The sequence below is a fragment of the Undibacterium sp. JH2W genome (assembly GCF_049340425.1).
Taxonomy (GTDB): Bacteria; Pseudomonadota; Gammaproteobacteria; order Burkholderiales; family Burkholderiaceae_D; genus Undibacterium.
Window position 1 is genome coordinate 115,250 of record NZ_JBMPOT010000014.1, and the last position, 12,653, is coordinate 127,902.

11 protein-coding genes are annotated in these 12,653 nt (G+C 51.5%); 2 read left to right on the forward strand and 9 right to left on the reverse strand.

Annotated features, from left to right (window positions below; genetic code table 11):
• Positions 1 to 9: 9 nt before the first annotated feature.
• From ACO0LC_RS21145 to ACO0LC_RS21180, 8 genes are all read right to left on the reverse strand, one after another.
• On the reverse strand, positions 10 to 468 hold the full coding sequence (locus ACO0LC_RS21145; RefSeq protein WP_423006785.1) for a (2Fe-2S)-binding protein: 459 nt from the start codon (positions 466 to 468) through the stop codon (positions 10 to 12).
• A 216-nt stretch (positions 469 to 684) separates the two neighbouring features.
• Positions 685 to 1,932 carry a phenylacetate--CoA ligase family protein gene (locus ACO0LC_RS21150; RefSeq protein WP_423006787.1) on the reverse strand — a complete coding sequence of 416 codons (1,248 nt, stop codon included), beginning with the start codon at positions 1,930 to 1,932 and terminating at the stop codon, positions 685 to 687.
• Between the two features lie 82 nt (positions 1,933 to 2,014).
• Positions 2,015 to 2,866, reverse strand: a complete 852-nt coding sequence (locus ACO0LC_RS21155) for an ABC transporter ATP-binding protein (protein ID WP_423006789.1) — start codon at positions 2,864 to 2,866, stop codon at positions 2,015 to 2,017.
• A gap of 72 nt (positions 2,867 to 2,938) precedes the next feature.
• Positions 2,939 to 4,240 carry an ABC transporter substrate-binding protein gene (locus ACO0LC_RS21160; RefSeq protein ID WP_423006791.1) on the reverse strand — a complete coding sequence of 434 codons (1,302 nt, stop codon included), beginning with the start codon at positions 4,238 to 4,240 and terminating at the stop codon, positions 2,939 to 2,941.
• Between the two features lie 130 nt (positions 4,241 to 4,370).
• Positions 4,371 to 5,429, reverse strand: coding sequence for a branched-chain amino acid ABC transporter permease (locus ACO0LC_RS21165; RefSeq protein WP_423006793.1), 1,059 nt, complete (start codon positions 5,427 to 5,429; stop codon positions 4,371 to 4,373).
• A 159-nt stretch (positions 5,430 to 5,588) separates the two neighbouring features.
• A complete protein-coding gene (locus ACO0LC_RS21170; RefSeq protein WP_423006868.1) occupies positions 5,589 to 6,485 on the reverse strand; it encodes a branched-chain amino acid ABC transporter permease in 897 nt (298 codons plus the stop codon).
• Between the two features lie 95 nt (positions 6,486 to 6,580).
• The gene (locus ACO0LC_RS21175) at positions 6,581 to 7,369 is read right to left on the reverse strand and encodes an ABC transporter ATP-binding protein (protein ID WP_110257595.1); all 789 of its coding nucleotides are present in this window, start codon (positions 7,367 to 7,369) and stop codon (positions 6,581 to 6,583) included.
• 12 nt (positions 7,370 to 7,381) lie between these two features.
• Positions 7,382 to 9,334 carry an AMP-dependent synthetase/ligase gene (locus tag ACO0LC_RS21180; protein ID WP_423006795.1) on the reverse strand — a complete coding sequence of 651 codons (1,953 nt, stop codon included), beginning with the start codon at positions 9,332 to 9,334 and terminating at the stop codon, positions 7,382 to 7,384.
• Positions 9,335 to 9,626: 292 nt separating this feature from the next.
• Between ACO0LC_RS21180 and ACO0LC_RS21185 the strand changes: the two genes are divergently transcribed.
• Entirely contained in the window at positions 9,627 to 10,328 is a 702-nt protein-coding gene (locus tag ACO0LC_RS21185) for a Crp/Fnr family transcriptional regulator (protein ID WP_423006797.1), read from the forward strand.
• Positions 10,329 to 10,331: 3 nt separating this feature from the next.
• Positions 10,332 to 11,174, forward strand: a complete 843-nt coding sequence (locus ACO0LC_RS21190; RefSeq protein ID WP_423006799.1) for a Rossmann-like and DUF2520 domain-containing protein — start codon at positions 10,332 to 10,334, stop codon at positions 11,172 to 11,174.
• On the opposite strand, the gene ACO0LC_RS21195 is transcribed toward ACO0LC_RS21190, so the two are convergent.
• On the reverse strand, positions 11,159 to 12,619 hold the full coding sequence (locus ACO0LC_RS21195) for a sensor domain-containing diguanylate cyclase (RefSeq protein WP_423006801.1): 1,461 nt from the start codon (positions 12,617 to 12,619) through the stop codon (positions 11,159 to 11,161). The two genes, ACO0LC_RS21190 and ACO0LC_RS21195, sit on opposite strands and share 16 nt — an antisense overlap.
• Positions 12,620 to 12,653 lie beyond the last annotated feature (34 nt).

Consider the following 12,653-nt stretch of genomic DNA (forward strand, 5'->3'; position numbering starts at 1 on the left):
CTATTCTCCTCAGGCCAGAGTGGATGCAGCATCATGGATGGCAGCACGGATGCGCACATAGGTACCACAGCGGCAGATATTGCCTGCCATGGCACCGTCGATGTCGGCATCGCTGGGTTTCTTGTTGGTTTTTAGCAATGCTGTGGCGCTCATGATCTGCCCGCTTTGACAGTACCCACATTGGGCCACGTCATGTTTGATCCAGGCTGCTTGCACAGCCTTGCCAACCTTGTCCTGGCTCATGGCTTCTATGGTGGTGATTTTTTGCCCAGCGACCGAAGAGATGGGCGTGATGCAGGAGCGTATCGCCTGGCCATTCAGGTGCACAGTGCAGGCACCGCACAAGGCAGCACCGCAGCCAAACTTGGTGCCAGTCAGACCCAGTGAATCACGCAGGGCCCATAGCACGGGCGTGGAAGGATCAGCATCTAGCTGGTGTTCTTTGCTATTAATATTCAGTGCAGTCATGGAACGGTTCTCCATCCGGTGAAGTGGTTGCAGGTCAGAACAGGAAAAAACGGGGAAAACAGGATGGGCAAGTCCGGCTCGCGGGCTTATCCATATTTGGTTTACTTGACTACTATAGAATATTTTTGGCGTTTGGGTGCAAGACGAACAAAAACCACGGAAAAGCTGTCTTTTCCGTGGTTTTTAATGTTACAAAGTTAGAGAAGTGTAGTTGCTCTACTCGTACTTGCGGGCATCGTCGATCACCTTGCCATCATTCGCCAAACTGCCGACAGCAACAAACTGCACCTCGCCACGCAATTTGGTGATATCGCGCAAACTGTCGACAATGGCGGCCTGCAAGATAGGGTTGCCAGCCGCGGTTTCACAATGCAGACTCATGACATCATTGGCCATTTCACCGGTGACGACCAGCCTGGCCTTGCTGATTTCAGGGTGGCGCTTGATTACTTCCGCAACTTGCGAAGGATGGACAAACATGCCCTTGACCTTGGTCGTCTGGTCAGCCCGCCCCATCCAGCCCTTGATGCGCTGGTTCGTGCGACCACAGGGTGAAATACCTGGCAATATCGCCGACATGTCACCCGTACCAAAACGTATCAGTGGGTAATCGGTGTTAAAGGAAGTGATGACGACTTCGCCAACTTCACCTTCCGCCACCAGGTCACCTGTGCCAGGGCGGACGATTTCGAGTATCAAATCTTCATCCAGTATCATGCCGGGATTGACCTGGCCATCTGTCACGCTTTCATAGGCAATATTGCCTATGTCGGCAGAAGCATAGATTTGCAATACCTGGGCCACGCCATGTTCCTGCAGCCATTTGCGCAGCGAAGGTGGCAAGGCTTCGGCGCCGACGATGGCGCGCTGTACGCTGGAAATATCAGCGCCCATGTCCAGGGCTTTTTCCAGGATGATTTTCAAAAAGCTGGGCGTACCTATGTAGGCATCAGGTCGCAGTTCGGCCATGGCCTGTACCTGCATTTCCGTTTGGCCTATACCAGCTGGGATGACGGCGCAACCTATGCGGGCGGCGGCACTCTCCACCATGAAGGCGGCAGGCGTGAAATGATAGGAAAAACAGTTTTGCAGGAGATGACCTGCCCGCAAACCTATCGCATGCATGGGGCGGGCAAAGCGCCACCAGTCCTGGCCGCGTCCTTCCGGGTCAAAGATGGGGCCGGGTGACATGAAGATATGTCCCATCTGGCGTGCCGGCGTAGTATTCAAGCCACCAAATGGCGGCAGGGCTTTTTGTAAATCCTTGAGATCGGATTTACGTGTCACCGGCAATTGCGCCAGTGCGCCGCGGCTCTTGATGTCGTGTGCGTCCACACCCTGCAATATCCTGCCCCAGCCTGCTGTAGTCTGGGCGTGGGCTATCAATTGCGGCAGCTTGTTCATCAGCGCTTGTTCGCGGCTTTGTGGATTGCGGGTTTCCAGGGCGTCCAGATAGTCACTCATGAGCATGCTCTATAGTGGGTTGATTGTTTCTTAAAAATTTTGTATTGCTTTGGTATCGTATCGTTGGCTTTGCACATAAGGATTAAGCGAGCCAGCGTTTGCGCCTGCGGTAAAACTTCATATCCTTGAAGCTCTTGCGGCCTGCGCCTGAAACACCGAGATAAAATTCCTTGACGTCTTCATTGCTGCTGAGGTCCTTGGCATCCCCTTCCATGACTACCCTGCCGTTTTCCAGGATGTAGCCAAAGTCGGCATAGCGCAGGGCGACATTGGTGTTTTGTTCGGCCAGCAGGAAGGATACTTTTTCCTGCACATTCAGGCTTTTGACGATCTCGAAAATCTCTTCCACCAGTTGCGGGGCTATGCCCATCGATGGTTCATCGAGCAAGATCATCGACGGTTTGGCCATCAGGGCGCGACCTATCGCACACATCTGTTGTTCACCACCCGAGGTATAACCAGCCTGTGAATGACGGCGTTCACGCAGGCGCGGGAAGTAGTGGTAGACCTTCTCCAGCTCAGCCTTGAGTTCACTGCGCGACAGGCTGCGTGTGTAGGCCCCGGTCAGCAGGTTTTCTTCTACCGTCAAGTGCCCAAAGCAATGGCGACCTTCCATGACTTGCGACAGGCCACGCTTGACCAGTTCATTTGGTGTCAGGTGATCGACGCGCTGCCCGCGGAAAGTAATATCGCCCTTGGTAATATCGCCGCGCTCGTTACGCAACAGTGTAGATATCGCTTTCAGCGTGGTTGATTTACCCGCGCCATTGGCACCCAGCAAGGCAACGATTTTCCCTTGTGGCACTTGCAGGGAAATACCTTTCAACACCAGGATCACATGGTCGTAGATGACTTCGATATTGTTGACGCTGAGATAGGCGATGTCGGTCGCTGCTGCCGTTGCCGTTTCTGCCGTGATGCTATGAACGCTCATGATCTTGATCTGCAATGATTTGTACAAAGGGGGCGGAGGCACAGTTTGGCCTCCGCTTTTACTGCTTACCGCTTACTTCAAACAGGCAGGCGTGATTTTTTTCTCAGCCGCATATTTGTTGGAAGACTCTTCCAGCATGGCGCGTGTCAAAGCCTTGTCACCAGTGACCCAGTTAGGCGTGATGGCTTTCCACTTATCACCTGTCCATTGCTGTACCTTGACAGCGCCGGAACCTTCATGATCTTCACAAGAAGTTTTGACTGGCGGGAACATGCCCATTGCTCCCAAAGCTTTCTGACGTGCTTCATCAACATTCAGATTTTCAAAACCCCAGCGGATTTGCTCGGATGTCATGAGCTTGCCCTTGCCGAATTTTTCCTGCGCTTTCAGGATGGCTTCTGTCCACAAGATAGCGGCCGTTACACCACGCATGTGATATACAGAACCGACACGAGTTTTATCACCCAGATTACCTTTGCCAGCCGCATACACCTTGCTGCGGATTTCATCGAGCACAGGGTAGTTGCCCGGTGTATTGAAAGTCATGGCGGTATAGCCTTTTGCTGCATCGCCAGCGGGAATTGCATCTTCTTCTGAACCGGCCCACCAGACACCCAGCATTTTTTCGCGTGAATAGCCATTGCGTTGTGCGGTCTTGATTGCCACGGCATTCATGACACCCCAGCCCCACAGGATCACATAATCAGGATTGGCCTGACGGATTTGCAGCCATTGCGATTGCTGTTCATTGCCAGGATGGGCAACCGGGATCTTGATGAGCTCAAAGCCATATTGCTTGGCTTGTGCTTCCAGTACCGGGATAGGTTCTTTACCAAAGGCAGAATCATGGTAGAGATGGACGATTTTCTTGCCCTTGAGTTTGTCCATGCCGCCAGACTTGTCGCCCAGGTATTTGGTCATGGCTGCAGCCTGGTTCCAGTAACTGGTGATGAGAGGGAATACATATGGGAAAACCTTGCCATTGGCCGCATCAGAACGGCCATAGCCCAGCGTCGTCAAAGGAATTTTGTCTTCCGCAACGCGGTCCAGGATGCCATAGGCAATGCCGGTAGACAGTGGCTCTACCAGCGAGGCGCCACCCTGGGTTTTTTTAAGACGCTCATAGCATTCAACACCGCGCGAGGCATTGTATTCAGTCTCGCATTCTTCCCAGGAAATCTTGACACCATTCAAGCCACCCTTGGCATTGACCAGATTGAAGTAATCGATGGCACCGCCGTAAAAGCCCGAGCCGCCAGCCGCATAGGGACCGACGCGGTAGGATAATAGGGGAATGTATTGGTCATTCGCCTGGGCTGCATTGACGGCCCCCAGGATTGCCGAGGCCATCAGCAGGGATTTAAGCAGTTTCATAGTGTCTCCTTATGGTTTTGGATGGATATTGCCTGATGCTTTTCCAGCGCTTTGTATAAATTTTTTACAAAGCGGAAGCATCTTTATTATGAACTCTCTTTAGTAACGGTACTAATCTACTTGTATTCACTCAATGCGGGAAAGGCCACAGGCGCAGTTTCTCCTTGGTAATCTGCCATAACCTCGCCAGACCATGCGGCTCTACAATCAGGAAGAAAATAATCAAAGCGCCAAATACCATGAGTTCCAGGTTTGATGCCACGTTGGTCGGCAAAGACAGGCCATGGGCTATCAGGTTCAGCACGATGGGCAGCAGGATAATGAAAGCCGAACCCAGGAAAGAACCCAGTATCGATCCAACACCGCCTATGATGATCATGAACAGAATGCGGAAAGACAGGTCCAGGTTATAGGCTTCTGGCTCTACCGTACCGAGATAAGCATAGGCGTACAGAGCACCGGCAATGCCACAGTAAAACGAAGACACTGCAAAGGCCAGTAACTTGGTGCGCATGAGGCGAAAGCCGATGACTTCTGCCGCCACGTCCATGTCACGCACCGCCATCCATGAGCGGCCCACGTTGGATCTCACCATATTCTTGGCCAGCATGGCCATGACACAAACTACTGTCAGCGTCAGCAGGTATTTTTTGACCGGGGTATTGATCGCAGTGCCGAGTATCACCATTTCTTGTGCAGTAATGACGCCGGAAGAACTATAGTTGGTAAACCACTGTATCTTGGTCAGGCACCAGACCACAAAGAATTGCGTGGCCAGCGTCGCCGCCGCCAGATAAAAACCACGTATGCGCAGCGATGGCAAACCAAAGGCAATACCCACCATGGCGGCCGACAAACCACCGAGCACAAAAGCCAGCAAGACCGGGATGCCGGGTATGCGCAAAACAAAATTATAAGAAGCAAAAGCACCGACCGCCATGAAGGCGGCTGAACCCAGCGATAATTGCCCCGCATAGCCAGTCAGGATATTCAGGCCCAGTGCTGCCAGCGAGAAAATCAGGAAGGGGATGAAGATCGCTGAAAACGCATAATTACTTGCGACATTAGGCACGATGACAAATGCCGCAAGCAAGACGACAGCGATGCCGATACGGTCTTGCCGTATCGGGAAAATCTGGTTATCTGCCTGATAGCTTGTTTTAAACTGACCTGCTTCACGGTAGAACATAATGTTCCTCTACTCTGCTAATGACGTTTGATTATTAGGACTTTCGCAAAATCGCCCCAGCTGCGTTGCAGCGACTAGCCGTACTAAAGTACTGTCTTCGTCGCTACGCCTTGCTGGGACAATTTTGCGCAAGTCCTTATTGTGCTGAACTGCAGGACATTAAATCCTGCGTATGATTTTTTCACCAAACAAACCTTCTGGCCTGACCAGCAGGAACAACAATGCCAGCACATACGGGAACCAGCCCTCTATGCCACCGCCGACCAGCGGGCCTATATACACTTCTGCCAGTTTCTCAGATGCACCGATAATCAGGCCACCAACAATTGCGCCGGGTACAGAAGTGAAGCCACCGAGTATCAATACCGGCAAGGCTTTCAGTGCGACAAAGGTCAGTGCAAACTGCACACCATTACGCGCACCCCACAGCAAGCCAGCAACCAGGGCGACGAAGCCAGCGACGGCCCAGACTATGCCCCAGATCTGTTGCAGTGGGATACCCACTGCCAGTGCTGCCTGGTGGTCATCTGCCACCGCACGCAAGGCCCGGCCTATCTTGGTTTTGGAAAACAAGAGCGCCAGGCCAGTCACCAGCAAGGCACAAATCAGTGCTGCAATCACATCGAATTGCGATACCAGAATATTGAATTTCTCCATCAGATATTCTATGGGCACATCGTCGATAGGCAGGGTCAGTTTGTGTGGCTGCGAACCCCACAATAATTGCGCCAGACCCTCAATAAAAAAGGTCAGGCCTATGGTGGCCATGAACAGGGTAATCTCAGGCTGGTTGACCAGAGGGCGTAACACTACCCTCTCGATGGCCAGTCCTAGCGCTACCATGGCGAGCATGGTCAGCGGTATCGCCAGCCATAGTGACATCTCAAACTTCTCTGTCAGGCCTACACAGGTCAGAGCGGCAAAAAACACCATCGCACCCTGTGCAAAATTGAAAACGCCAGAGGCCTTGTAGATCAATACAAAGCCCAGCGCCACCAGCGCATACATCACACCGGACAACAAGCCACCGATAAACACTTCAAAGAAAAAACTGATATTCATTTATAGCTCTCAGCTTACGTTAAGCAAACATGAATCTTGAACGAAAGACTTCTCAACACAGAGGTTAATGGTCTTAAGGTTTTGCATCTTCAGTGTGCAACACCAAGATAGGCATTGATCACTTCCTGATTCGCCAGTACCTCAGCTGGCGTGCCATCACCGATTTTCTTGCCGTAGTCGAGCACGACCACGCGGTCTGAGATATCCATGACTACGCCCATATCATGTTCAATCAAAACGATGGTGGTGCCGAGCTGGTCATTGACATCAAGGATGAAGCGGCTCATGTCCTGTTTTTCTTCCACGTTCATGCCCGCCATTGGTTCATCCAGCAATAAAATCTCAGGTTCCGCTGCCAAGGCACGACCCAGTTCTACGCGTTTTTGCAAACCGTAGGAAAGACGGCCTACCGGTATCTTGCGTATGTGCTGGATTTCCAGGAAGTCGATAATTTCTTCCACCTTTTCACGGTGGGCAATTTCTTCTTTTTGGGCGGGGCCCCAGTACAAGGCTTGCATGAGGAAATTGCTTTTCATTTTCAGGTTGCGGCCTGTCATGATGTTGTCGAGCACGCTCATGCCTTTGAACAAGGCAATGTTTTGGAAAGTCCTGGCGATGCCGCTCTTGGCTGCTGCATAGGTATTCATGTCTTTGCGATGCTGGCCGCGATAAGTGATGTCACCTTGCTGTGGACGGTACACGCCATTGATGACATTCAGCATCGAGCTTTTGCCTGCACCATTCGGGCCTATGATGGCGCGTATTTCATGTTCCCTGACGTTGAAGGAAATATTCGTCAAGGCCTTGACGCCGCCAAAGGCCAGAGAGATGCCTTGCAAGTCCAGGATGACTTCACCGATTTTTCTATTGTCTGCCATTTATATATTTCCTTATGCAGCCAGCTTTTGGGCAGAAAATGTTTTGACATCGCTGATATGCAAATCGGCACTGACCTTGCCCTGGCGACCATCCTCGAATTTGACCAGGGTTTCTATGAATTGTGTACGCTTGCCTGAATACAGGGCATCTATCAGCACGGCATATTTTTCGGCAATGAATTTGCGCCTGACTTTGCGGGTGCGGGTCAGTTCATCGTCATCGGGATCGAGTTCCTTGTGCAGCACCAGGAAGCGGTGTATCTGCGTACCTGCCATCAAGTCTTCACTGGCGAGATCAGCGTTCACTTTTTCTATGCACGACAATATCAACTGATAAGTCTCGGCCTTGGCCGCCAGATCGGTATAGCCTGAATAGGCTATACCGCGTCTTTCTGACCAGTTACCTACGGCTTCCATATCGATATTAATGAAGGCACAGACCGTATCACGCTCATGGCCAAAGGCCACGGCTTCCTTGATGAAGGGGAAGAACTTGAGTTTGTTTTCTATGTAGTTGGGCGCGAAGATATCACCCTGTTTCATCTTGCCCACATCAGCTGCGCGGTCTATGATTCTCAGATGACCATCCTGGTCAAAGATGCCAGCGTCACCCGTATGGAAATAACCTTGCTCATCCATGACTTCTGCCGTTGCATCGGGTCGCTTGTAGTAACCCGTCAGCATGGCATCTGACCTGACCAGCACTTCACCGTTTGCTGCCAGCTTGACTTCAACACCGGGTGCGGCGGCACCTACGCTATCAAACTTGATTTTTCCATCCGGTTGCAGGCAGACATAGGCGCAGGTTTCAGTGGAACCATATAACTGCTTGAGATTGACGCCGATGGAACGATAGAAGCGGAACAGGTCAGGTCCAATAGCGGCACCAGCAGTGTAGGCAACTCGCACACGCGACAAACCCAGCACGTTTTTCAGCGGACCATAAATCAGCAGATTTCCTAGTGCATATTGCAGGCGGTCCATGCCGCTGACGGCTTTGCCATCGAGTATGTCAGAACCGACACGGCGTGCCAGATCCATGAAATGGGCAAACAGTTTGCGTTTGATTGTGCCCGCATCTTCCATGCGTATCATGACCGTGGTCAGCATGTTTTCAAACACGCGTGGTGGAGCAAAATAATAGGTGGGGCCGACTTCACGTAAGTCCGTCATGACGGTTTCGCTGGATTCCGGACAATTCACGGTAAAGCCGGCGGCCATGGCCTGGGCAAAGGAAAACAAATGGTCACCTACCCAGGCCATGGGCAGGTAAGACAGGATATCTTCTTGCGCCGTGAGTTCGTCAAATTCCATGCCGCCCATGGCCGCCGTCATGAAGGAGCGGTGCGATTGGCATACACCCTTGGGTTTGCCTGTGGTGCCCGAGGTATACAGCATGACAGCCGTATCATCTGGCTGGCCAAGCTCTACTTCTGTCATGAAAAATTCTGGATGCGCCAGATCGTAGGCGCGCCCCAGTTCTTGCAGAGACGCGTAGGAAGTTAATTCAGACTGATGATAATGACGCATGCCGCGGTCATCGTCAAAGGCGATATGTTGTATGCCTGCATACTGCTGTTTGATTTCCAGCAGCTTGTCGACTTGTTCCTGGTCTTCGACGATAGCGAAGACAATCTCGGCATTTTCCAGCACAAAGGCCATGTCGGCAGCTGGTGCATCCTGATAAAGGGGAACAGGTATGCCGCCCAGGCATTGTGCCGCAGCCATGGCCCAGTACAGACGTGGGCGGTTGTCACCGATGATGGCGAGGTTCATGCCACGTTTAAAGCCTTGTGCTGCCAGGCCGCAGGCGAGGGCACGCACTTCTGCATTGACTTGCTGCCAGTTCCAGGTTTGCCAGATACCCAGGTCTTTTTCCCGGAAAGCGGGATGTTGTGGCCGTGTTTTCCCATGCTGCAATAACAGACGGGGGAAAGTCGAATTCGCTGCTTCTTTTTGTTTCATGTCTCCACCAGCCATTGTTTTGGGGCTTCTTTATTATGAGTGTCCTGATGCCCCCTTACTGCTTGCTTACTGCTTCAGCATGCAGGGGCTTTTACGCTAGGCATTGTAGTGGCAATATGCAATGAATCGCCGGTGAAGTTGCCTGCAGTCTTCGCTGCAATGGTCAAGTCGCTTACAATGTCTTCGTAATTCTTTTTGTTGAAGCGATAGTAGACCCTTCAGGGGGAGGTGGTTGTCATTCGACTGACAATCTGAAAAATTGACCCAATTATCTGTGGTGCGTTGCACAAATATGACAAAAAAAATCAGCGACCCTAAAGAACGGTTTGCCAAGTCCCTGTGGGCCAGCATGCTTTCTGCAGAACATATGCAAAAGGTAGAAGATGAAGTCGTCGAACGTTTCATTCCTGCCGGTGGCTATGTCTGTCGCAAGGGCGACACGGTAGACTATTGGATGGGTGTCATCGATGGCTTTTTGAAGATGAGCAGTATCTCACCTGATGGCAAGATCGTGACCTTCAGTTGCATGTTGGCAGGTGGTTGGTTTGGCGAAGGTTCTTTGCTGAAAACTGAACCGCGTCGCTATGATGTGGTGGCCCTGCGCGATACTCGTGTTGCCTATATGCCGCGTACTACTTTTAGCTATTTGCTGGACAATAGCATACCGTTCAACCGTTTTCTCTTGCATCAGCTGAATGAGCGTTTGGGTTTTTTTATCTCCCTGGTCGAATATGACCGCATGCTGGACCCGGATACCCGTGTCGCCCGTTGCCTGGCAGCCATGTTTCACCCCTACCTGAATCCGGGGCTGAAAGATGGTGGCAGCATGCAAATCCAGATATCGCAGGAAGAAATAGGTTATATTTCCAGCGTTTCGCGTCAGCGTGCCAACCAGGCCTTGCAACTCTTGGAAAAGAAAAACTTGCTGAGTGTGGATTATGGGGGCATCACTATCCTCAACCTCGAGGGTTTGCGCCGCTTCCCGGAAGAGTAAGACATGAAGACCCTGAATATCATAGGCGCCGGTAAGGTTGGCAAGGTACTGGCAAAAAATTTCCAGCGCCATCAACAGTTTGTCATACAGCAGGTCTTGAACCGCAGTCTGAGCAGTGCCAGCGATGCAGTAGCCTGGCTGGGGGCAGGGCAGGCGACAGCCGCTATCTCAGAATTGCAGCCCGCCGATGTCACCATGCTGACAGCCAGTGACGATCAGATTACCAATGTTTGTCGACAATTGGCAGATGCCGGTTTGTTAAAGACTGGCAGTGTCATTTTCCATTGCAGCGGTGCCAAGGCTTCGTCGGAACTACAGGCTGCGCGACAGGCAGGTGCGGCTGTTGCCAGCGTGCATCCTGTGCGCAGTTTCGCCAATGTTGAACTGCTGGCAGAACAGTTTGCTGGCACGATATGCAGTCTGGAAGGGGATGAGGCAGCTCTGGCATTATTAGTGCCAGCCTTGCAGCTAATTGGTGCTGAAACCGTCATCATTAACGCGGAAAATAAATTGCTGTATCACGCTGGTTCTGTATTTGCCAGCAATTATCTGGTGACCCTGATGGAAATGGCTCTGCGCACCTATCAGGCGGCTGGCATACCGGCAGATATTGCACAAAAGATGGCAGCACCGCTGGTAAGGCAGACACTGGAGAATGTTTTCGCCCTCGGTACGCAGGCAGCCCTGACTGGCCCTATCGCCCGTGGTGACATGCAGACCGTAGCCTTACAGCAAAAAAAGCTCAGTGACTGGGATTTGCAGGCCGGGGACTTGTATCAGGCATTCACGCAGCCGACTATGGACCTGGCGGCCGCTCGTATTGCTAGTCCTCACTCAGAAAAGTAAACACTGTTGCGGCCATTTTCCTTGGCCTGGTAAAGCGCCAGGTCTGCCCTTTCAAATACACTGGTTTCACTTTCCTTATCCTTGCATTCGGCAACGCCCATGCTGACGGTAATCGACAAACGGGTGCGGGTCAGATCAGTGGTGCGCGAGAAATCATTATTGGCAATGGTATTGCGCAGGTTCTCGGCTATCGAAGTGGCTTTTTCCAGTGTGCAGTTTTTCAGCAGGATCAGAAATTCTTCGCCACCCCAACGACAAATGATGTCGCTTTCACGCAGTGAGCGCTTGGAGATCAGGGCGATTTCCTTGAGCACATGGTCGCCCACCAGATGGCCCTGCTTGTCATTCACTTTCTTGAAGAAATCGATATCCAGCAAGACCACGCACATGGGCTGGCGCGAACGCTCGCTATCAAGCAGGGCTTGCTGGAAGACAAAATCAAAGGCCTGGCGGTTCAGCAAATTGGTCAGAGTATCGGTGGAAGCTGATTTTTCCAGACGCTTTTGATAACGCCTGACTGTCAGTAACAGGATTGCCAATATCACCAGAGTGATGCCAGCGCTGATGGCGATATTGATGAGGAAGATATTTTGCAAGGGCTTGATCTCTCCACCCATTTCCTGTTCCACCAGCAAATGCCAGCCCAGCTCAGGGATGAAGCGTGCGTTGACGAGTATGGTTTCATTCTCGCTCTTGTATTCGAGGTGCTGGGATTCACTCTTGCGGTTAGCCAGGATTTGTGGTGCCAGGCTGCCCAGGCCGGGCATATTGCTGAGGTTGTTGCGCACCTTTTTCATATTATTGCCAGCCAGGGCGATGTTGCCTTTCTGATCGACAAAGAAAATATTCCGGTGAAAACGGGTCTGATAGCTGTCTATCAGGGCTTTCATGGTGTCCAGGGTCAGGCCTATGCCAGTGACACCGATGAACTTGCCTGAGTAATCCAGGATGCGGTAATTGATGAAGATGGTCATGGTGTCGCGATTGGCCATGTCTGCATCGACATTGGTTTCATAGTCGCTTTTCAAGCCACGCACCCGGAAGAACCACTGGTCACGTGGCTCGGTATCGCTGATGGTCTTGAGGACACCATCCGCATGATAATAATTGTGGCTTTGATCAGACACCAGGAAACTGGAAATCGCATGGTTTTTTTGCTTGATTTCCTTCAGGTATTTGATGACCTGGTCCTTGTCTTCTTCGCCATTGATGATCCAGTCACGCAAAAAAGTATCATGCGCCATCTGCGAAGAGACAAAAACCGGGCGCAAGATGTCTTTCTGGATTTCAGAATAAACATTGTCACCGGTAATGGGCAGGGTTTGCTCGGAGATACCTTGTTGTATGGCATCACGCGAAACCACAAAAGATGCCACGGTCGTGGATATAAACCCTGCAATCAGGATCAGGGATAGCCATAGCAGCAGACCGTATTTTTTTAACATTTTTTGCATGAATGATAGACGGAGCATGAGCGTG

Bases quoted from the DNA above. Each gene is read 5' to 3' on its own strand.
- ACO0LC_RS21145 (WP_423006785.1), bottom strand. From the start codon at position 468: ATGACTGCACTGAATATTAATAGCAAAGAACACCAGCTAGATGCTGAT.
- ACO0LC_RS21150 (WP_423006787.1), bottom strand. From the start codon at position 1,932: ATGAGTGACTATCTGGACGCCCTGGAAACCCGCAATCCACAAAGCCGC.
- ACO0LC_RS21155 (WP_423006789.1), bottom strand. From the start codon at position 2,866: ATGAGCGTTCATAGCATCACGGCAGAAACGGCAACGGCAGCAGCGACC.
- ACO0LC_RS21160 (WP_423006791.1), bottom strand. From the start codon at position 4,240: ATGAAACTGCTTAAATCCCTGCTGATGGCCTCGGCAATCCTGGGGGCC.
- ACO0LC_RS21165 (WP_423006793.1), bottom strand. From the start codon at position 5,429: ATGTTCTACCGTGAAGCAGGTCAGTTTAAAACAAGCTATCAGGCAGAT.
- ACO0LC_RS21175 (WP_110257595.1), bottom strand. From the start codon at position 7,369: ATGGCAGACAATAGAAAAATCGGTGAAGTCATCCTGGACTTGCAAGGC.
- ACO0LC_RS21180 (WP_423006795.1), bottom strand. From the start codon at position 9,334: ATGAAACAAAAAGAAGCAGCGAATTCGACTTTCCCCCGTCTGTTATTG.
- ACO0LC_RS21185 (WP_423006797.1), top strand. From the start codon at position 9,627: ATGACAAAAAAAATCAGCGACCCTAAAGAACGGTTTGCCAAGTCCCTG.
- ACO0LC_RS21190 (WP_423006799.1), top strand. From the start codon at position 10,332: ATGAAGACCCTGAATATCATAGGCGCCGGTAAGGTTGGCAAGGTACTG.
- ACO0LC_RS21195 (WP_423006801.1), bottom strand. From the start codon at position 12,619: ATGTTAAAAAAATACGGTCTGCTGCTATGGCTATCCCTGATCCTGATT.